Origin of the sequence: Actinospica acidithermotolerans (genome assembly GCF_018139625.1) — a bacterium.
Lineage (GTDB): Bacteria > Actinomycetota > Actinomycetes > Streptomycetales > Catenulisporaceae > Actinospica > Actinospica acidithermotolerans.
On the sequence record NZ_JAGSOH010000117.1, the window covers coordinates 1 to 21618 of the forward strand.

11 protein-coding genes and 1 pseudogene are annotated in these 21618 nt (G+C 71.4%); 10 read left to right on the forward strand and 2 right to left on the reverse strand.

Going from position 1 to position 21618, the window contains the following annotated elements; genetic code table 11:
* Window positions 1-132, forward strand: a pseudogene (locus tag KDK95_RS27860) (integrase core domain-containing protein); the annotation flags it as partial.
* Between the two features lie 195 nt (window positions 133-327).
* Window positions 328-2685 carry an ATP-binding protein gene (locus KDK95_RS27865; protein WP_212521282.1) on the forward strand — a complete coding sequence of 786 codons (2358 nt, stop codon included), beginning with the start codon at window positions 328-330 and terminating at the stop codon, window positions 2683-2685.
* A gap of 171 nt (window positions 2686-2856) precedes the next feature.
* Here the strand turns inward: KDK95_RS27865 and KDK95_RS27870 are convergent, their stop codons facing one another.
* Window positions 2857-5511 (reverse strand): alpha-L-arabinofuranosidase family protein, encoded by a 2655-nt coding sequence (locus tag KDK95_RS27870; protein ID WP_212521283.1) that lies wholly within the window; start codon window positions 5509-5511, stop codon window positions 2857-2859.
* 407 nt (window positions 5512-5918) lie between these two features.
* On the opposite strand from KDK95_RS27870, the gene KDK95_RS27875 reads away from it, so the two are divergent.
* The 6 genes from KDK95_RS27875 (at window position 5919) to KDK95_RS27900 (ending at window position 18333) form a co-directional block, all read left to right on the forward strand.
* Window positions 5919-7397, forward strand: coding sequence for an ArnT family glycosyltransferase (locus tag KDK95_RS27875; protein WP_212521284.1), 1479 nt, complete (start codon window positions 5919-5921; stop codon window positions 7395-7397).
* 472 nt (window positions 7398-7869) lie between these two features.
* Window positions 7870-9819, forward strand: a complete 1950-nt coding sequence (locus tag KDK95_RS27880) for a fatty acyl-AMP ligase (RefSeq protein WP_212521285.1) — start codon at window positions 7870-7872, stop codon at window positions 9817-9819.
* The gene (locus KDK95_RS27885) at window positions 9819-14219 is read left to right on the forward strand and encodes a type I polyketide synthase (protein WP_212521286.1); all 4401 of its coding nucleotides are present in this window, start codon (window positions 9819-9821) and stop codon (window positions 14217-14219) included. Before KDK95_RS27880 ends, KDK95_RS27885 begins: the two co-directional genes overlap by 1 nt.
* Window positions 14220-14314: 95 nt before the next feature.
* The gene (locus KDK95_RS27890) at window positions 14315-15556 is read left to right on the forward strand and encodes an alpha/beta hydrolase (RefSeq protein WP_212521287.1); all 1242 of its coding nucleotides are present in this window, start codon (window positions 14315-14317) and stop codon (window positions 15554-15556) included.
* A 72-nt stretch (window positions 15557-15628) separates the two neighbouring features.
* Entirely contained in the window at window positions 15629-16978 is a 1350-nt protein-coding gene (ccrA, locus tag KDK95_RS27895) for a crotonyl-CoA carboxylase/reductase (protein ID WP_212521288.1), read from the forward strand.
* Between the two features lie 119 nt (window positions 16979-17097).
* Complete coding sequence (locus KDK95_RS27900; protein ID WP_212521289.1) at window positions 17098-18333, forward strand: MFS transporter; 1236 nt, start codon at window positions 17098-17100, stop codon at window positions 18331-18333.
* A gap of 272 nt (window positions 18334-18605) precedes the next feature.
* On the opposite strand, the gene KDK95_RS27905 is transcribed toward KDK95_RS27900, so the two are convergent.
* Window positions 18606-19511: a hypothetical protein gene (locus tag KDK95_RS27905; RefSeq protein WP_212521290.1), complete on the reverse strand. Its 906-nt coding sequence runs from the start codon at window positions 19509-19511 to the stop codon at window positions 18606-18608.
* Window positions 19512-19626: 115 nt separating this feature from the next.
* Here KDK95_RS27905 and KDK95_RS27910 point away from each other — a divergent pair, with 115 nt between their 5' ends.
* Entirely contained in the window at window positions 19627-20445 is an 819-nt protein-coding gene (locus KDK95_RS27910) for a SigB/SigF/SigG family RNA polymerase sigma factor (RefSeq protein WP_249162015.1), read from the forward strand.
* Window positions 20446-20561: 116 nt separating this feature from the next.
* Window positions 20562-21194, forward strand: coding sequence for a hemerythrin domain-containing protein (locus tag KDK95_RS27915; protein ID WP_249162016.1), 633 nt, complete (start codon window positions 20562-20564; stop codon window positions 21192-21194).
* The last annotated feature ends 424 nt before the right edge of the window (window positions 21195-21618 follow it).

The following is a 21618-nucleotide window of genomic DNA, read 5'->3' on the forward strand; positions in this document are numbered from 1 at the left end:
GCCTCAGAATCCGAACGACGCGCCGCGCTTGACCCCTGGCTGCACATCTACAACCATCACCGAGCACACACCGCGCTCAAAGGCCAACCACCCGCCAGCCGCGTACCCAACCTCACAGGACAGAACAGCTAGCGCCGCGTCGGCCACGTCCCGGTAACGATCCGGTCGGCGTTCGGTGAGGACCGGCGTTTCCGCGCCGAAGGCCGCATCAGTGTGCTGTGATGAAGGGCCCGGCAACGGCGGGCGACTCGGTGCGAAGGGGCAGCGTTGAGCAGCGTGGATGTGCCGCAGGGGGCCGACGGTGACGAAGGTGTGCACGCTCCCGGTGTGACGCGGAACGGGGTGGACGGAGGCGCCAGGGACGTGATCCAGGTGGGCGCCGTGCACGGATCGGTCGTGCATCACGCGCCGGGCGGCCGGTCCGCGCTTCCGGTGCCGCGGCAGCTGCCGCACGACGTGCGCGGGCTCGTCGGCCGCGAGGAGCAGCTGCGCTGGCTGGACCGGATGCTGGAGCCGGGTACGGACGCGGACCCCGCCGGCCGCACGATCGCGGTCGTCTCGGGGATGGCCGGGACCGGGAAGACCTCGCTCGCCCTGCGCTGGGCGCACCGCGTGCGCGCCGGATTCCCCGACGGCCAGCTCTACGCGGACCTGTGCGGCTACTCGGTCGAGCACCCGGAGTTCACCACGCGCGTGCTCGACCGGTTCCTGCGCGCCCTCGGCATCCCGGACAGCCGCGTGCCGCCCGACCTGCAGGAGAAGGAGTGCCTGTACCGGAGCCTGCTCGCCGACCGCAGGGTCCTGGTGGTGCTGGACAACGCGGCCACCGCCGCGCAGGTGCGCCCGCTGCTGCCCGGAAACGGCGACTGCGTCGTCGTCATCACCAGCCGCAACCGCCTGGCCGGCATCGAGGGCGCCGGATACCTGACCCTGGAGCCGCTGCGCCACCAGGACGCCGTCAGCCTGCTGCGCGACATGCTGCAGGACCGGGCCGACGACGACGCCGACCTCGGCGATCTCGCCGTCGCCTGCGCCCAGCTGCCGCTCGCGCTGCGCATCGCGGCCCAGCGCGCGGCCCACCGCCCGATGACCCCGCTCGCCGACCTGCTGGCCGCGCTGCGCGACTCCACAGAGCGCTGGCGGGCGCTCTCGATGGAGAACGGCAACGAGGCCGAAGCGGTGCACAGCGTCTTCGCCTGGTCGTACTACGCGCTGCCCCCGGCGACGGCCCGCTTCTTCCGGCTGCTCGGCCTGCATCCCGGACCTGACCTGCGGATCGAGGCGGCCGCGGCGCTGGCCGGCGTCACCCCGGACGAGGCGCGGGCCGCGATGGAAGTCCTCACCGACGCCCACCTGGTCGAGCAGTCGTGCGCGCGCCGATACCGGATGCACGACCTGGTCAACGCGTACGCGAAGGACCGCGCCGAGGCGCAGGAGAGCGCCGAGGAGATCGAGGCGGCCCGGCGGCGCGTGCTCGGGTGGTACCTGCAGGGTTCGTACGACGCGAGCCAGTTCATGGACCACAGCAACCACTTCCCGATGGACATCGAGCTGTCCGGAGCGGCCACCGGCGTGCCGGAGATCCTCGACCGCCGCACGGCCAGCCTGTGGTACGAGCAGGAGTGGGCCAACATCGTCGCGGCGATCGAGTCGGCCGCCGAGTGCGGATACCGCGAATTGGTCTGGCAGCTGGCCGCGACCGTGCGCCTGGTCTTCCTCCAGGCCGATCGCCGCGACGCCGGATTCGCGGTGCTGGACATGGCGCTGCAAGCGACGCGCAACCTGGGGGATCTGCGTGCGGAGGGCACCATCCTCGACGGATTGGCCCACGGCTACAGCTACTTCGGCCAGCGCGAGGCGCGGGTGGAGGCGTACGACGCGGCGATTGCGATCTGGCAGGAACTCGGTGACCGCTATCGTGAGGCGATCGGCCGGACGACCCGCTCGCTGGAGATGTACCACCGTCGCGACTGGGGCAGCCTCGTGCCCTACATCGAGGAGACCATCGCGCTCGCCGAGGGGCTGGGGGAGCGGAGCATCTATGCGAGGAACCGCGGCAACCTCGCCGAGTGCATGCTCGAACTCGGACGGCTGCCCGAGGCACGGACGATGGCCCAGGAGGCGCTCGCGATCCACCGTGACCACGCGTGGTCCCTCGGGATCGCGGACTCGCTGTGGAACCTGAGCAGGGTCCTGCGGGCCTCGCGCCGGATGGACAAGGCGCTGCCGCACGCGATCGAGGCGGTCACGCAGGCGAAGCGGACCACGGACGCGTTCCTGCAGGGCCGCACGATGCTGGAGCTGGCCGTCGTGCTGCAGGGCAACCGCCGGTACGACGATGCGATGACGGCCTATCAGAAAGCGCTCGACCACGCCCGGCTCGCCGGAGACCGCGGCGGCGAGGCGCGCGTGCTCGAACGCGTCGCGGTGCTGCACCACGAGCGCGGGATCCTCACGTCGGCCCGCGTCTCCCACGAGCTGTCCATCGACATCTCCCGGGAGATCGGGGACCGCTGGTTCCTCGCCCTCAGCCTGGAGCGGTTCGCGGAGACCATGGAGCGGCTCGGCCGCTCCCGCGACGCGCGGGCGGCCCGCACGGAGTCCCTGGAACTGTTCAAGGGCTTCGACGAGCCGGCCGCGCACTCCGCGGGAGATCGGCTCTCCGCCGTCCTCGGGATCGGCTGACCCCGGGGACGGCGGAGCGAGGGCGGCCGCCGGGTCGGCTGCCGGGCGCGTGGCCCGGTCGGCCGATTCCGACGGTCGGTGGTGCGGTGGGGCGGTGGTGTGGTGATGCGTTGGTCCGGTGGCGCGGTGGCGCGGCGGCGCGGTGGCGCGGTAATGCCGGGGCGCGCTGGGTCAGCTCGGCTCGACGATCAGGACCGTGAGGGAGTTGGCGGGGGCGGTGTAGGTGAACACGCCGGCGGAGCCGGTCAGCTTCGAGCGGGTCGGGGTGATGGCGTCAGGCGCCGCCAGGGTGTTGCCCACGGTGTCGTCGGGGTTGGCGAGGACTTCGACCTTCGCCAGCCGGCCGGTGTGGCCGGTGAAGGCGAGCTGCGTGGCCACGGCGGCGGCGGAGGGGTTGACGAGCTTGACGTACACCCGGCCGGTGCGGCTGTCGATGGTGGCCGAGGAGTAGAGGCCCGTCGCCGAGGCGGTGATCGGGACGACCTTGTCGCCGATGTTGGTGGAGAACATCTGCTGCACGTAGTACGAAGTCGAGCCGTAGCTCTCGATCTGGTTGTAGCCGATCAGGTTCGGGTTCCACTGCGTGTGGCCGTAGTTCGCGAACAGGGGCGCGTACGAGCTCATGTGCACGATGTCGGAGTTGCGCTCCAGGCCGGTCATGAACGCGGCCTCGCCGAGCGAGTTGCCGAGGAAGCCGGTCGGCAGCGAGCCGGCGCTCGCGGTGCCGGCGTATTCGCCCACGAAAATCTGAGGGCCGCTGCGGTCGTAGGAGTCGAACATGGTCGACGCCGACTCGAACCAGGACTCGCTCTCGTAGTAGTGCAGGTCGAGCACGTCCATCGGCCGCGAGGTGACCTTGGTCGTCGCGATCAGCTTGATGTCGGGGTACGCCGCCTTCAGGGCGTCGTAGAAGGCCGCGTAGCGGTATTTGTCGTAGCTGCCGCTGCCGTCGATCCAGTCCTCGTTGCCGATCTCCAGATACGGCGCCGTGAACGGCGCCGGGTGGCCGTCTGCGGCGCGCTTGGCGCCCCAGGTCGAGGTGATCGGGCCGGTCACGTACTCGACGAGGTCCAGCGCGTCCTGCACGTAGGGCGCCAGGTCGGCCTCCGCGACCACCGTGCCGTTCAGCGTGTAGCCCGCCCACACGCCGAGCACCGGGGTCGCGCCCAGGTCCTCCGCGAGCTGCAGGTACTCGAGCAGGCCGAGGCCGTCGTCGGAGAAGTAGCCCCACGCCGAGTTCTCGTGGCCGGGGCGCTCCCACACCGGGCCGATCGTCGTCTTCCAGTCCCAGCGCGTGGCGAGCGTGCTGCCCTCGACGTAGTTGCCGCCGGGGAACCGCAGGATGCCGGGGCGCATGTTCTGCAGCAGGTCGACGAGGTCGGGTCGCAGGCCGTTGGGCCGGTTGCGGTACGTCGGCGGGAAGAGCGAGACGACCTGCAGCCAGAGGGAGGAGCCGGACGGCACCGGCGCGGCGTTGCCCGAGCGGTTGTCCACGCCGATCACGAACCGGCCGCCGGTCGACTCGGTCGCGCTCTTGGGCACCCGCAGCACGGTCTGGAACCGCCGCCAGTCGCCGGAGACGCCGCCGACCGCGGCCGTGGCATACGAGGTCGAACCGTCCGCGGACTCCAGGGCGATGGTCAGCGGGGCGTCGAAGCCCGCGGTCGCCTTCGCGAAGAAGGACACGCGGTAGGTCTGGCCCGGCACGATCGGCACGCCGAAGTAGCCGCCGTTCGCCATGCCGGCGCGCTGCCCGGCGCCGACCGCGCTGAAGTCGACGCGCAGCGAGCGGGTCAGGGCGCTGTTGAGGCCGACGCCGCTGTCGAGCACCGGGGTGGCCGACGCGCCGCCGTCGGAGACCTCGGTCCAGTCGGTGGCGAACAGTTCGATGGTGGCGTCGTTGCCCTTGCCCGAGGAGTCGACGGCGGTCGCGCCCTTCGCCTCGTCGAACCGGTACCAGGCGACGTTGCCGCCGCCCGCCGAGCCGCCGGCGGAGGTCTGGAGTGAGGCGACCTCGGCGGCGGTCAGCGCGCGGTCGTAGATCTGGAACTCGTCGACGGAGCCGCTGAGGTACGGGTCGGGGGACCACTGCGAACGGCCGACGTAGTTCTGCGTGGTGTGCGGCAGGCTCGACGGGTTGAGCGTCATCGACGTGTTCGTGTCGACCGCGACCCCGTTGACGTAGAGGGTCGCGGTGGTGCCGGAGAGGGTCACGGCCAGGTGGCTCCAGGTGCCGGCGGGCAGCGCGGCGGGCGCGTTGAGCTGCTGCTCCGCGTAGTAGCTGTCCAGCGTGATGGAGAAGCGCGGCGTGGCCCCGGCGTCGATCGACAGGAACATGTAGTCGGTTTCGCCGGTACCGAAGTCGAAGACCCGCATCCACTGGCTGATCGAGGACGGATTCACCCACGCCGCGATCGTGAAGTCGGTCAGGCCGTCGACGATGCCCTCGGGCAGCAGCACGTACTGCGCCGGGCTGCCGCCGCCGAGCTGCACGGCGTTGCCGAACTTCCCGGCCACCCGCGGTATCTGGTCGGCCGTGTACCAGGCGGTCGGCGTGTTCGGGTCCATGAAGGTGCGGTTGCGGATGAGCTCCGCGTAGAGGCCGCCGACGCCGGCGTAGTTGATCTCCTCGAAGAAGGCGCCGAACAGCTCGGGGCTGACGGTGTGGCCCGGATTCGCCGAGTCGATCGTCAGCGCCAGCGCGCTGTCCGCGGCGGCGGTCCCGGCGCCGAGCAGCACGTCGCCGGCGGGCAGCGCGGCGGCGCCCAGGATGCCCAGCGTGGTGCCGCGCAGCACGACGCGCCGGGAGACTCCGTTGTCATTCATCGCGTGTTACTCCCTGGGTGAGAGGGGTGAGCAATCGTGAGCGCTAACATCCGCTCGGCCGCGGCGGAGTGCGGATCCGGCGGTGGGCAAGAGGCCGAGCGGGCGGGGAATGCGCCGGTCGGGGAGCGGGTTCAGCCTCCTGACCTGCGGCAGTGATGACAGGCCTCGGGTATAAGGCCTCTGGTACGTGAGGCGCGCGGAGCCTGGCAGGTGGGGGCTCCGTCGCCTCGCATGGGGAATGTTAGCGTCAACACCCGAGGTGTCAAGAGATCACCTTCGGTGACTGATAGCGTTCACACTCCATCGCCGGGGACCGGATACCCCCGTTCGGCCCCGTTCCGCTGCGGCCTCCTGCCGCGGCCGTGAATACTTCGATGCGTGACAATGTCGACATTTGCGGCCGACGCGTGACCGCGCCCTTCGCGCGCGGGCCGGTGCTCGCGATCGCGGCGGCGACGGGGGTCGTGCTGACGGCGGTGAGCGGCCGGTTCGGCTACTTCGGCGACGAGCTCTACTTTCTCGCCTCCGGCCGCTACCACCGGGCCTGGGGCTACGCCGACAATCCGTGGCTGCTGCCGCAGCTGGCCAGGTACCTCGACCTGCTCGCCCCCGGCTCGGTCGTCGTGATGCGGCTGCCCGCGATGCTGCTGACCGTCCTCGGCGTGGTGCTCAGCGCCCTGATCGCCCGGGAGTTCGGCGGCGGCCGGCGGGCGCAGACCGTCGCCGCCGCGGCGTTCGCGGTCTCCCCGCAGCTCCTGGGCACCGGACACCTCCTGATGACCTGCACGATCGACCCGTTCTGCTGGGTCCTCGTCAGCTGGCTGGTGGCCCGCTGGGTGCGCACGCGCGATGACCGGCTCCTGCTCTGCACCGGCCTGGCCACCGCCGTCGCGATGCAGGCCAAGTTCCTGATCGTCGTGCTCTGGCTCGGGTTGGCCGTCGGCGCCCTGCTCGCCGGCCCGCGCGAGATCCTCCGTCGCCCGCTGCTCTGGGCCGGCGCCGCGACCACGGTCCTGATCACGCTCCCCACCCTCATCTGGCAGCAGAGCCACGGCTGGCCCTACCTGCTGATGAGCAAGGTGGTGTCCAGCCAGGTGGACCACGCGTGGGGCGGTCGGCTGGCGATCCTGCCGCTTGCCGTGCTGACCGCCGGCGCCTTCGTCGGCGCGTTCCTGGTCTTCCACGGCTGCTACGCCCTGATGCGCGCGCCCGAACTGCGCGACTACCGGCTGTTCGGCTGGGCCTGCCTCGTCGTCACGGTCGTCTTCCTCGTTTCTGCGGGCCGCTACTACTACTTCTCCGGTCTCTACTCGGTACTGTTCGCCGCCTCGGGCACGCGCATCGAGCGCCGGATGCCCGCACGTTGGTGGCGCTGGGTGCCGACGTGGCCCGCGTTTCTGGTCTCCGCGGCGCTCGCGCTCTACCTCGCGCTGCCGGTCCGGCCCGACAGCCCGTTCACCGGTTCCGCCCTGGTCGACTACCTGCCCGTGAGCAGCATCGGCTGGCCGCAACTCGCGCTGACGACCGCGGCCGCCTACGAGCGCCTGCCCGCCGGCGTTCGCGCGCACACCGTCGTCGTCGGCGACACGTACTGGCAGGCCAGTGCCCTCGACGTCTTCGGCCGCGGGGACGGCCTGCCGCGCGCCTACGGCGTCGAACGCGGCTACTGGTACATGGGACAGCCCCCTGCCGCGACCCGCGAGGTGCTCTATGTCGGCAGCGACCGCAACACGATCGGCCGTTTCTTCGGCTCGGTGCATCAGGTCTCCACCGTCCGCCTGGCCCACGTCGACGCGGAGGCCGCCAACCAGGGCGTGCCGATCTGGTTGTGCGCCGAGCCGCGCGGAACCTGGTCGCAGATCTGGGCCCGCATGTACCAGCCATGATGGAGCAGATGGCGGGCGTCAGCCGGCCCTGAAGAACTCAGGCCCGGCAATACGCCGATCCAACTTTTCCGGCTGCGGTTATCCGCGGCCATTTTCATTTTCATCGGCTATCGGCCGTGCCCTGTCCACCACAGTTGTCTGCGACCGTTTTCATTTTCATCGGCCTTCGGTCTTCCGCCGCCGTGCTTTGTCTCAACGGCCACAGCTATCTGCGATCGTTTTCATTTTCATCGTCGTCGCCCGGCCAGCGTGTTCCGATTCCCCTCGCCTCGGTTATCTGCGGCCGTTTTCATTTTCAGCTGCATCCCGTTCGGGGGCGTACATGACCCGTTTGGATCTTCAGCGCGCGCGCCGCGCCGCCCATAAGCCTTTAGTTGGTAAGTGAGGTCGAAGATCACACTTCGGCATCACCATATCAGCCGTCTGACCGGCCGGAGCTTGAGACCCGTCGGTCTGTTTTCCTGGAGCCAGCATGCCGCAGTTCCGATCCCTGCCTGTTCCGGAGCCCGACTCCGAGCAGCGTTCCCTGCCCGGACGGCTCCGCGAGCTCGCCGCGCGGCAGGCGCACCAGCGGGCGTTCACGTTCGTGGACTACCCGGATCTGCGCTCCGGCGGGCGCTCCCGCAGCTTGACGTGGGGCCGGCTCTACGACCGCGCCCGGGTGGTGGCCTCGCAGGTGCGCGAGGTCGCGCAGCCGGGGGACCGGGCCGTATTGCTGATGCCGCAAGGACTCGACTACGTCGCCGCCTTCCTCGGATGCCTGACCGCCGGCGTCATCGCGGTGCCGCTGTTCCCGACCAACCAGCCGGGTCACGCGAATCGCGTCGCCGCGGTGCTCGAAGACTGCGAACCGGCGTGCGCGCTGGTCTCCGGGTCGAGTGCCGCCGCCGCGCGCGCGTACCTCGACGAGGATGCGCACGGCTACCGCGACATGCCCCTGGTCCGCGTCGATGCGTCGCAGCCGCTGACGGGTGCGCGAACGGCGGCCGAGTGGCCGGATCCGGAGCCCGGCGACATCGCGTATCTGCAGTACACGTCGGGCTCCACGCGCAGCCCGGCCGGGGTGATGATCTCGCACGAGAACGTCGTGCGGAACGCGAACCAGGTGCGCGCCCGCTTCCCCGCGTCGACGGTCGTCAGTTGGCTGCCGCTGTTCCACGACATGGGTCTCGTGGTGAACATCTGCATGCCGATCGTCGGCGGCATCGCCAGTGTGCTGATGGATCCGGTCGCCTTCCTGGCCCGTCCGGAGCGCTGGCTGCGGCTGATCGGCGCGCACCCCGGCGTTTTCGCAGCCGCGCCGAACTTCGCCTACGACTACTGCGTCAGCAAGGTGCGGCCGGAGACGGTCGCCGACCTGAGACTCGACCGGCTCCACGGCCTCGCCAACGGCGCCGAGCCGGTCCGCCCGCGCACGCTGCGGGCCTTCGCCACGGCGTTCGCCGGAACCGGCCTGCGCCCGGAGATGCTCTGCCCGTCCTACGGATTGGCGGAGGCGACCGTGTTCGTGGCCGCCGACGGTGCCGGCACCGCGCCGCACGAGGTCACCTGCGACCGCGCCGCCTTCGCCGAAGGCCGCATCGTTCCGGCGACCGCCGCTCACGCTGCTCATGCCGCTCATGCTGCTCATGCCGCTGACGCTGCTGATCCTTCTTGCGCTGCTGACGCCACTGACGCCGGTCACGCCGCTGACGCCGGTCACGCCGCTGACGCTGCTCACGTCGGTCACGCCGCTGACGCCGGTCAAGCCACTCACGCCGATCACACCTCGTCCGGCGACGCCGTCACCACCCTCGTCGCCTGCGGCACGCCGGTCGGCCAGGAGGTGCGGATCGTCGAACCCGGCGGGCTGCGCGTCCTGCCCGACGACTCCGTCGGCGAGATCCTCGTGCGCGGCGCGAACGTCGGCCTCGGCTACTGGAAGCGCAGCGAGCAGTCCGCGGAGGTCTTCGGTGCGATCCTGCCCGGGACCGGCGAGCAGCCGTGGCTGCGGACCGGCGATCTGGGCGCGATCCACGACGGGCGGCTGCTGGTCACCGGGCGTCTCAAGGATCTGCTGATCATCGACGGCCGCAACCACTACCCGCAGGACGTCGAGGAGACCGTGCACGCGGCGCTCGGCGCGGATCGGCGCGAGCGCGCGGCGGTGTTCGCCGTCCCCGGCGAAGACGGCGAGGTCGTGGTGGCCGTCGCCGAGCGTCGCAGGGACCGGATGAAACAAGAGGCTTTGGCCGCGGCCGAACCCTCGAGCTCCATCGAGCACACCGTGCGCGCGCGGGTCGCCGGAACCCATGGCCTGCACCTCGACCGCCTCGTGCTCGTATCGCCGGGAACCATCCCGCGAACCTCCAGCGGCAAGGTCTCACGCAGCGCCTGCAAGGCGGCCTACCTGCGCGGCGAATACACGAAGGGACGCAACTGATGGGCCACGTCGAGAGCGCCGACGGCTTCGGACTGCACGCGGACGGGGACACCGCGGAACTCGACCTCGCCGTGCGGCGCCACGTACTCGCGCGTCTGCACGAGTGGTACGGAATCGACCCGAGCTGGGTGACCGGAGACCGGCCGCTCGCCGAGCTCGGACTCACCTCCCGCGACGCCGTCACCCTCGCGGCCGAGCTGAGCGAGCTGGCCGAGGTGGCTCTCCCGGCGACGGTGCTGTGGGAAGCCCCGACCCTGGAACTGCTCGCGCGGCACATCCGCGCGCAGACGGCGCCCGACGCCGGGCCTACGGCGCAGGCCGCCTCGACGACCACTCCTCCGGAGGGTCGCGGCGGCACCGCGATCGCCGTCGTCGGCATCGGCTGCCGGCTCCCCGGATCGATCTCCTCGCCAGACGAGTTCTGGCGGCTGCTCCGCGAGGGCGGCGATGCGGTCGGCACGGTGCCCGGCGGCCGGTGGGACGGCTTCGCCGCGGACGGGGATCCGACGCTCGACGAGGTCCGGCGGCACGGCGGCTTCCTCGACGACATCGCCGGATTCGACGCCGAGTTCTTCGGCATCCCGCCGGTCGAGGCAGCCGCGATGGATCCGCAGCAGCGGCTGCTGCTGGAAGTCGCGCACGAGGCGCTGGATCACGCCGCGATACCCGCCTGCTCGCTGGCCGGCACCAGAACCGGCGTGTTCGTCGGCATCAGCGGCAGCGAGTACTTCCGGCTGACGACGGCCGACCTCTCCCGCGTCGATGCGTGGACCCCGTCCGGCGCCGCGCTGAGCATTGCCGCGAACCGGCTGTCCTACGTGCTCGACCTGCGCGGCCCGAGCATGGCGGTAGACACCGCGTGCTCCTCCTCGCTCGTGGCCGTGCACCACGCGGTACGCAGCCTGCTCGCGGGGGAGTGCGAGACCGCGCTCGCAGCCGGGGTCAACGCCCTGCTCTCTCCGGCGGTGACGCTCGCCTTCCAGCGCGCGGGCGCGCTCGCGCCGGACGGCCGCTGCAAGGCTTTCGACGCCGCCGCGAACGGCATGGTGCGTGCCGAGGGCTGCGGCGTCGTCGTGCTGCGACGCCTCGCCGACGCCGAGCGGGCCGGGGACCGGGTGCTCGCCGTGATCCGGGGCACGGCTGTGAATTCGGACGGCCGCTCCAACGGCCTGATCGCGCCGAACGCCGAGGCGCAGCGCGCGCTGCTCGCCCAGGTGTACGCCGAGGGCGGCCCGGTTCGGCCCGCCGAACTCGACTATGTCGAGACGCACGGCACCGGAACCCCGCTCGGCGACCCGGTCGAGGCCGGCGCGCTCGGTGCGGTCCTCGGCGCCGGACGCGCCCCGGACCAGCCGCTGCTGATCGGCTCGGTGAAGACCAACCTCGGGCACCTCGAGGCGGCCGCCGGCATCGCAGGGCTCATCAAGACCGTGCTGGCGCTGCATCACGGGAACGTGCCGCCGCAGCTGCACTTCTCCGAACCCAGCCCGCACATCGACTTCGACGCCGACGGCCTGCGCGTGGTCACCGAGGCCGAGCCGTGGCCGCGCTATTCGGGCACCGCGACGGCCGGCGTGTCGGCGTTCGGGTTCGGCGGCACCAATGCGCACGTCCTCGTGCAGGAGTACCGTCCGTCCACCCCGCTCGCCGATCCGGTGGCGAAACCCGCCTTGGGCGGCGAGCCGCAACCCGCGATGCTCGTACTCGACGCCGCGTCGGACGACCGGCTGCGCGAGGAGGCCGGACGGCTCGCCGCCTGGCTGCGCACCGAACCCGGCGTACGCAGCCGACCGATCGACGTCGCGCACACGCTGCTCGGCCGCATCGGCAAGGGCCCTCGGCAGGCAGCCGTCGTAGCCCGCACGAGTGAGCAGGTGGCCGAAGCTCTCATCCATCTGAGCGAGGGCCGCCCGCACCCGGCGACCCTTTCGGGTCAACAGCCCGCCGCCGCGAACACCGGCGCGGTCTGGGTGTTCTCCGGCTACGGCTCGCAGTGGCCTGGCATGGCGCGCCGCTTGCTCGACTCCGAGCCCGCGTTCGCCGCCGCGATCGACCGCATCGAACCGCTGATGCTGCGGCACGGCGGGATCTCGCTCCGTGCGGCATTCGAACCCGACGCGAAGCTGGACTGCGCCCCCGTCGTGCTTCCCGCGATCTTCGGCATCCAGGTCGCGCTCGCCGACCTCTGGCGCGCACACGGCCTTCGCCCCGCAGCCGTCGTCGGCCACTCGATGGGCGAGGTCGCGGCGGCCGTCGTCGCCGGCGCCATCGATGAGGAGACCGGCGTGCGGATCATGGTCGAGCGTTCCAAGCTGCTCGACGGACTCTCCGGCGGCGCCATGGCCGTCGTCGACCGGAGCCGCGACGAGATCGAGGTCGTGGCCGAGGACGGGCTCGACAGCATCTGCATCGCTGTCCATTCGTCTCCGCGGCAGTGCGTCGTCGCCGGTAGTGCCGAGGACGTCGAGCGCCTGGTCGAGCGGGTCACGGCGGACGGCGGTAACGCCAGATCCCTCCGCGCCGCGGCAGCCGGGCACACCGCGCACGTCGACCCGCTGCTCGATCAGCTGGCCAAGGAGCTCGGCGAGATCACGCACAAGAGCCCTGACTGCCGCGTCTACTCGACGGTCCTCGAGGACCCGCGAGCGGTGCCGGATTTCGATACCGGTTACTGGGTTCGCAACCTGCGCGACCCGGTCAGGTTCCAGCAGGCGATCACCGCCGCCGCCGCGGACGGATTCCGTGTCTTCGTCGAGGTCTCGCCGCATCCGACGCAGCTGTACCCGATGAACGAGACGCTGCGCGCAGCCGGAGTCACCGACGCGCTCGTCCTGCCGACCCTGCGCCGCGACACCGACGAATCCGTCACCTTCCGCCTCTCCGCGGCCGCCCTGCTGATGCGCGGCTCCATCGAACCCGCCGTCGCGCGCAATGCCCTGCACCCGGGAGCCCGCGTCGTCGACGTGCCCTCGCCGCGCTGGCGACACCGGCGCTTCTGGGTCGACGTCGACCCGCGCGAGCCGGTCGCGTCGCAGGCCGAATCGCCGCAACCCGCGGCACTGGAGCCACACGCCTCCGCGACGGCCGATGCCGCTCCGTCGGACGACGTCCGCGACCGCCTGCGGCTGATCGTCTCGCAGGTCATGGGTTACTCGCCGCAGTGCATCGGAGACTCAACCCCGCTGACCGAACTCGGCCTCGACTCGCTGCACGCCGTACGCGTCCTCGCGATGGTCGAGCACGAATTCGGCGTCGCGCTGCCGCCGAAGGCCGTGCTGCGCGAGGGCACGATCGCCACGGTTTCCGAGCTGCTTTCCGACGCCTCGGCAGGCAAACCGGCCAAGAGCGGCGTCAGGCCCCGCGACGCCACCGAGCGCCTCATCGCACAGGTGTGGGCCGATGTCAGCGGCGACCGCGTTGCCGACGTGATCGCGCCGCTCACGGCTCTGACGAGGGATAAGAATCTCGCGGCTGAGTTCGTCGGCGTCCTCGCCGAACGGATCGGCACGCCGCCGCCGCGGCTGGAGTTCGACGACGCGCCGAGTGTCGGCGCGCTTGCGGACCTGATCCGGCCCCTGCTGGAGACGCCCGTCGAAGGCCCGATCCGCGTTCTGCGCGCGGAAGGCGGCAGGCCTCCGCTGTACCTGATCCACCCGGCCGGGGGCTCGTCGGCCGTCTACCGCGGCCTCGTCGACCGCCTCGACGCCGACCAACCGGTCTTCGGGCTCGAACGACTCCCCGACACGGAAGCCGCCGAGGTGACGGAAAAGGCCGCCGTGTACGCGCGCATCATCCGCGAGCGCGACCCCGACGGACCGTGGGCGGTCGGCGGCTGGTCCTTCGGCGGCGCCGTCGGCCAGGAGGTCGCCCGACTGCTGTCCGAGCACGGCACCGTCAGCGCCCTGGTTCTCATCGACACGGTGCTGCCACTGCCCGAACCCGGCCAGGACGTCCGGAAGATGCTGCTTCGGCGCTACCGCGAGTTCGCCGCCTACATCGAGGAGGCGTACGGCAGTCCGCTCAACCTCCCGTACGGGCAGATGCGAGAGCTCGACGACGCCGGCCAGATCGCCACGGTCGTAGAAGCCCTCAGGCAGACCGCCGACCTGCCGCCGACGGCCCTCGAACACCAGCGGGACTCGTTCCTCGATCTGCGCAGCGCCGAACGCCACATCCCGCAGCCGTACGCGGGCCGCACTCTGCTCTACCGCGCCAGCGAGGTCGCCCCGCACACCGTCCGCGATCCGCGCTACGAGCGCACCGACCCGGCCCTCGGCTGGGACTCGCTGTGCCCCGACCTCACGATCAGCCCGCTCCCGGGCCACCACTTGAGTCTCCTCGACCCACCGGTCGTGGATGTCCTCGCCCGCCGGCTCGACGCCGACCTGCGCGGCGCCTGAGCCGGACCCCTCCGGAGACAAGGAAGACCCCTGCAGCCATGCCTTCCGCATCGCCACGCCCGCTCTGGGCATTGGCCTCCGTCGTCACGCTGTCCATGACCGCTTTGCTGGTCACGGCCGCGTACATCGACGGGGTCGGCCCCGCCCCCGCCGCGGCCGCCGCACCGCGCTTCGCGGTACCGCCCACCTCCGTGTCGCGCACCGCGCACCCCGGGACACGCCCCGGAACACCACCTGCACACGCCGCCGCGCCCTCGATCCCGTCTCAGGGCACGTCCGCGGTACCGACGTCTGCCGCAGCTCCCGCTGTCGGCGGCGCAACCCCGGCGGCCTCCACGTCCGCAGCCGCGGCACCCGCCGCCGCACCTCCCGTGTCTTCGCCGACGCCGTCCGCCACGTCGTCCACCCCCGTGCCGATCTCCGTCCCCCCGCCGGGCGGCACCGCCGACGACGGCTCTTTCATCCAGTCAGAGACCTGGCTCGACCCGCGGATGGCCGATCTGAGGGTCGGCTCGTTCGCGGTCGGCGCGATCGTGCCTGTGCGGATCATCGTGCCCGAGAACTGGGGCGCGGACCCGAACGGTGTGACGTGGCCGGTCCTCTACCTGCTGCACGGCGCGCACGACGACTACACGGCGTGGACGCGGGAGACCGACATCGAGTCCTTCGTCGCCGACAAGAGCGTCGTCGTCGTGATGCCCGAGGACGGCCCGACCGGCATCCCGACCCGCTGGTGGAACGGCGGCAAGCAGACTCCCGACTACGAGACCTTCGACGCCGTCGAGCTGATGCAGCTGCTCAAGCGCGACTTCAACGCCAGCTCGAAGCGCGCGATCGCGGGCGTGTCCACCGGCGGCTACGGCGCGATCATGATGTCCGCGCACTACCCGGGGACGTTCGTCGCGGCGGCCTCCTACAGCGGCCTGCTGAACACGACGTATCCCGGCATGCCCGCCGTGATGCGCGCGATCGTCGCGCGGGAGGACATCCAGCCCGACGCGCTCTGGGGCGACCCGCTGCACAACGTCCAGCTGTGGAACGACGACAACCCCTACGCGCATGCCGTGAACCTGCGCTGGACCTCGCTGTTCATCTCCTGCGGGGACGGCAAGGGCACGTCAGGGGTCAAGCCCGGCTCCTCGGACGTCCAGCTCGGACAGACCCTCGAGCAGGCGATCCAGCCGCAGAACATCGCGTTCGCCGACCGGCTCGGCGTGCTCGGCATCCCGGTGCGGTCCGACTTCTACAGCGGCGGCGTGCACAACTGGTCCTCCTGGAGGGGCACGTTCGCGGCCTCATGGCCGATGCTCGCCGCCGGGCTCGGCCTGCAGTCCTGACGAACGGCCGGACGGCGCATCACACCCCTGCACCACAGCAGAACCATCACCACCACGAGGAGAGATCCGGGCATGAACACGAACACCCCCCTCACCGAGGCGGTCCTGGCCGGCGCGGACGGCGAGGAGCTGGCGGCCACGCCGCTGCCCGAGACGTTCCGCGCGGCCTACCTGCGGCGCGAGGACCAGGAGATCTTCCGCGGTGTCCAGGACAAGGACGTGCGCCGCACGCTGCACATCGGCGAGGTGCCGATGCCCGAACTCGCCCCCGACGAGGTCGTCGTCGCGGTGATGGCGGCGGCGGTGAACTACAACACCGTGTGGTCCGCGACGTTCGAGCCGCTGCCCTCGTTCCAGTTCCTGAAGCACGTCGCGCGGGCCGGCGGCTGGGACGCCCGGCACGACCAGGACTTCCACGTCATCGGTTCCGACGCGTCCGGCGTCGTCGTCCGGGTCGGAGCCGCGGTGCGCCATTGGAAGGCCGGCGACAAGGTCGTCGTCACCCCGGGCGCGATCGACGAGCAGGAACCCGCGGCGCAGCAGGACGGCCTGCTCGCCGACCGCACCCTCGCCTGGGGCTTCGAGACCAACTACGGCGCCTTCGGCGACTACGCGATCGTCAAGGCCACCCAGCTGATGCGCAAGCCCAGGCACCTCAGCTGGGAGGAAGCCGCATGCAACTCGCTGTGCCTCGGCACCGCCTACCGGATGCTGATTTCAAAGCACGGCGCCCGGATGAAGATGGGTGACGTCGTCCTGATCTGGGGAGCCACCGGCGGCCTCGGCGGCTACGCCGTGCAACTCGTGCAGCGTGCCGGCGGCATCCCCGTCGGCGTGGTCGGCAACGCGCGCAAGGCGGCGCTGCTCGAGAAGATGGGCTGCCGTCACGTGATCAACCGGCAGGAGATCGGCTTCACCGACTGCGCCGACGGGACTGACGAGACCGGCGAGATGGAACGCTGGCGCTCCCTCGGCGCCGCCATCCGCAAGCAGGTCGGCGAGGACCCGCACGTCGTGTTCGAGCACGTCGGCAAGGAGACCTTCGGCGCGTCCGTCTTCGTCGCCCGGCGCGGCGGCAGCGTCGTCACGTGCGGGTCCAGCACCGGCTACGCCCACAACTACGACAACCGCCACCTCTGGATGCGCGTCAAGCGGATCATCGGCAGCCACGGCGCCAACTACCAGGAGGCCGTCGAGGCCAATCGGCTGCTCGAACTTGGCATCCTCGTCCCGACCCTGTCCCGCGTCTATCCGTTCGCCGCGGTCGGCGAGGCGACGCGCTCCGTCCAGCGCAACGAGCACGAGGGCAAGGTCGGCGTGCTCTGCCTCGCCTCCGAGGAGGGACTCGGCGTCGAGGATCCCCTGCTGCGCGGGCAGATCGGCGAGGAGCGGCTGCGGCTCTTCCGCGACCACGAGGTCTGATCCGTACTGAGCCGGACCAGGGTGTCGGCCGGGCCCGTCGGGGTCCGGCCGACACCGTTTCTATGGTGCGAGGCCGAGGAGCTGCACGGTATGGTCTAAACCAGCTGAGGAGGGGTTACATGGCCACGACTGTGCCGACCGACGTCGGACCGGAGCCGGTCGGACTGCTGGGGCGGATGAGCTGGGCGCTGCGGCGGCGGGCGTTCCGCTGGTGGTTCGCGGGCCAGGTGACGTCGTCCTCGGGCACGATGACGCAGGCGGTGGCGCTGTCGTGGACCGTTCTGCAGGTCACGCACAGCGCGGTCTGGCTCAGCGCGGTGACGGCGTGCTCGTGGGGTCCGTCGCTGGTGCTCGGGGCGTGGGCCGGGGCGCTGGTCGATCGCTGCGATCGCCGGCGGCTGCTGATCGTCACGCAGGCGCTGATGATGGCGATCGCGGCGGCGTTGTTCGCCCTCCAGGCGGCCGGGGAGCTGGGGCTGCCGCTGATCCTCGCGATCTCGCTGGCATCCGGAGCCGTGACGTCGGCCGATTCGCCCGCCCGGCAGGTGTACGTCGTGGACCTGGTCGGCCGGGAGGCGGTGGCGAGCGCGGTCGGGCTGTGGGAGGTGGCGCTGAACGCCTCGCGCGTCGTCGGCCCCGGCCTCGGCGGCCTGCTGCTGGCCACCTCGGGGGCGGCCGCGTGCTTCGGAGTGAACGCGCTGACGTACCTGGCGCCGCTGCTGGTGCTGCTGCGGATGCAGGGGACGCCGAGCGCCGAGGGAGCGCGCACGCGCCGTTCGCAGAAGGGCGCCGCGCGCGAGGGGCTGCGGTACGCGCTGCGTACGCCGCTCTATCGGGCGCTGCTGCCGATGGCGACCGCGAGCGGGCTGATCTTCAGCATGGGGATCGCGCTGCCTCCGCTGGTCAGCGACTCGCTGCACTGGGGTGGCGGCGGGTACGGCGCGATGATGGCGGCCTTCGGGGTCGGCGGACTGCCCGGGGCGCTGCTCGCCGCCGCGTCGCCCGAGCCCACGGGTCGCAGGGTTCGGATACTGGCGCTGTGCACGGCCGCCTCGGTGCTCCTGGTCGCGTGGTCGCCGGTGCCCGCGATCGCGTTGCTGGGCATGGTCTGCGTCGGCGCGAGTTCCATCTGGTTCATCGCACTCGCCAACACGCTCGCGCAGCTGCGCTGCGACCCGGACTTCCGAGGACGCGTGATGAGCCTGTGGGGCATGGCGATGACCGGAATGCTCCCGATCACCGGATTCGCGGTCGGCGTGGTGATCGACGGCGCCGGACCGCGCGTCGGCTTCTCCGTCTCAGGAATCTGCGTGGCGGCAGCGGTGATCGTCGGCTGGCGCGCACTGCGCGATTGAGTCGCGCGTCACCACCGCGCAGTTGCGCACCTATGTCCCCGAGGGCCATGCCCTTAAGGTGACACCACGTCAACGCCGCAAGTGTGGGCCGGCGTGACGACCTCCCGGCTTTCGCGGAGCGGGGAGGGGACCGAGCCGATGGGACGATCGCGCGTCCGATGGCGCCGGCTTGGTCCGAACCCGGTGGGGGTGATGGAGGGGAAGGTGTGGGTCCGGAGTTCGAGGGTGCTGGTGGGGAGTGCTCTCGTGCTCCGATACACACAGACTTCGCACTATCCGGGCCCCGCCTCGCCCCCGTCGGCCGCCATCGCGTTCACCAACGCCGCGAGGCTGCGCCCGTCCTCCTTGCCCTTCGGCTCCATGCAGCCGGCGACGAGCGCCAGGGCCGCGGTACTGAGCAGGCCGCGTTTGCTGGGAGGATCCATCACGCGCGTCTCAGGGCCCTCCGCCATCGCCCGCAGGGCGCAGCCCTCGACGAGCGCGGTGAGGATGTCCGCCAGTTCGCCCAGGCTGATGCCCTCGCGGAGTTGCAACCCGCGCGCCGCCATCATGCGCGTGTAGATGCCGCCCCAGATCGTCTGCCCGCGCTCGTACTTCGCCGCGAGGACGGCGCGCACGGCCGGGTCGTCCTGCGCGCCGATCGAGGCCGCGAGCTGGATCCGGAAGGTGACCATCGCGAGCAGGTGGTCGGTCGCGTGGTACGCCACCTCCTCGATCGCCGCCGCGAAGTCCGCGCCCTCGGCCAGCAGCTGCGCGCCGCCGTCCCACAGGCCCGTGTACGAGGCCGGGTAGTAGCCCGTCCAGAGCACGAAGCCGAGCAGGTCCGCGATGAAGTCGGACTGGGTGCGCCAGCTCGTGCGCAGGGTCGAGACGCTGCCGCGGCGTGGGAGTGGGTCGGGATTGCGGTCCACCTCCGCCGCGACGGCGCGCTGGGTCAGGAATCCGAGGAAGGAGCGCTCCGCCGCCGCCGGGTGCGCCGCGTCGGCGGGTGCGGTGCGCGGGCCGATCCGCTGCTCGACCAGGCGGAGCGCGGCGGCGAGGTACGCCGCCGTCACGGGATCGTTGGCCAGCTGCCGCCGTCCGCGCTCGGTGCGTCTGTTGAGCCGGAGCAGAACCGGCGAAAGATCTTCGTTGAATGGGTAAGGAAGCCGGGACTTCAAATCCCCGTCGACTGCCATGCCGACATTCTGGCAGCCGACTACCCGCCGTGGTCGAGTCGTCCGACGGGATGAGCGCGTTTCGTGACGTCCGAATCGTCCGGATCGTCCCGACAGGCGTAGCGTTGAGAGGGTGATGGTCACCGGCGCACAGCCCGAGATCTCCCCGCCCCGGCCGCCCCTCGCGGCCGGACACGAGACGCAGCGCGCGCAGACGATGCGCATGCTGCGCCTGATGGTGGGGCTGCCGGCGGGTGACCCGGAGCGGGAGCGCCTGCGCGCGCTCGTCGTCGAGGAGCACATGCGCTACGCGCGGCGCATCGCCCGCCGCTACAGCACCCGCGGGTGCACGTCCGAGGACTTCGAGCAGGTGGCGTACCTGGGCCTGGTCAAGGCCGTCGACAACTTCGATCCCGAGCACGGCACGGGCTTCCTCGGCTATGCGACCCCGATGATCGTCGGCGAGATCAAACGCTATTTCCGCGACGCGACCTGGTGCGTCCACGTCCCGCGCCGCATGCAGGAGCTGACCGGCGCCATGCACAAGGCCGCCGACGAGCTGACCGTGCGGCTCGGCCGCCCGCCGACGATCAACGAGCTCGCCGCGGACCTGGGGATCCCGGCGGAGGAGGTCGTCGAGGCCCTGGACGCCGCGGAGGCCTACAGCACCGCGTCCCTGGACCGCCCGGTGGCCCGCGACGGCGCCGACGGCGGCGCGACCTCCCTCGGCGAGACGATCGGCGGAGAGGACCCCGGCTACGAGCAGGCCGTCGACCACGAGGTGCTGCGCGGGCTGATCGACGGGCTCGGCGAGCGCGAGCGGAGGGTGCTGTCGATGCGCTATTTCCGCGGCATGACGCAGGTTGAGATCGGCCAGCGGCTCGGCATCTCGCAGATGCAGGTCTCCAGGCTGATCGCGCGCACGCTCGCGAAACTGCGGGCGGGGTTCGGCTAGGCAGGCGGGGAGACGGGTGCCGCGCATGGGCCGCGTGCGGCCGGGTACCCGTCTCCGACCACCGGAAACGCGTGTCGGGCGGCCGGGGCCGCAGAGTGGAGAGGCGGGTGACAGTGATGCTGGAGCCGGATGACGCGGCGAAGGAGATCGCCCGTGAGCACGACGAGATAGACCGGCTCATCCTGCGCATCTCCATGCTCGGCGCCCGCGCCGGTGACGGCGCCGTGCCCGGGGCACCCGACGAACGCGCCGCCTACGTGCACAGCGCCTGCGTGCGCTTCGCCTACCACGTGCACGCCGAGGAGAAGCACCTCCACCAGGCCATGCGCAGGCACCTGCCCGACGGGGGCTACGTGGTCGAGAAGCAGCGGCTGCGGGACCGCGCCGTACTGCGGACGATCGAGTGCTGCGAACTGCCCGACATACCGGCCGACGAGCGCGACGTGCTGATCGGCCAGCTAGTCGTCGGAGTCCAGGACCACGTCGAGCGCTACGACGCCGAACTGCTCCCCGGCCTGATCCGCGCCTGCCCCCTCGCAGAGAGCCGCCGCGTAGCCGTCGTGCTGCACGCCGGCGTCCAAGCCGTGCGCGACAAGTGGAAGATCGCGAACGGCTCCGGCCCCGAGCGCGACCCCGCCGAGGACGAGCCCGCCCCAGCGCGCCCGCGCCGCGGCCTACGCGGCCTGCTGCACCGCCGCACACCTCAGCCCGAACAGCCGAGCGCGGACCACAAGGGCTATGCGACCTGACGTCCAGGCACCCGACTGAACCCGACTGAAGCGAAAATCCCCATCGAATCCCACCGAACCCAGGCCTGGCCCCCGGCGCGACGCAGTTCCCGCCGACTGAAGCGGTGCACCAGCCGCAGCGCGAGGGGATTTCTCGCACCGGCGCGACCGAGTGCGAGGCCTGGAAGTGAAAAATCCCCCATCGAGAAGAGGACCGCAAAAAGAAGGACACGGAGGCGCCCTGCGGTCGAGCGGCACGCGCACACTCCCGCCGAGGTCGTGGTGCTCTCCTCGCCTGGCAGGCGCAGCCCAACCAGGGTTCTGCCGGGGGTGCACGCGGCGCAGCGAAAAAACGCACCACCCAAGCCGCCGCCGCTTGCACCCCCGGCAGGTTCCTGGTCGCCTCCGGTGCCAGGCGAGGAGAACACCACGACCGGACCCCACC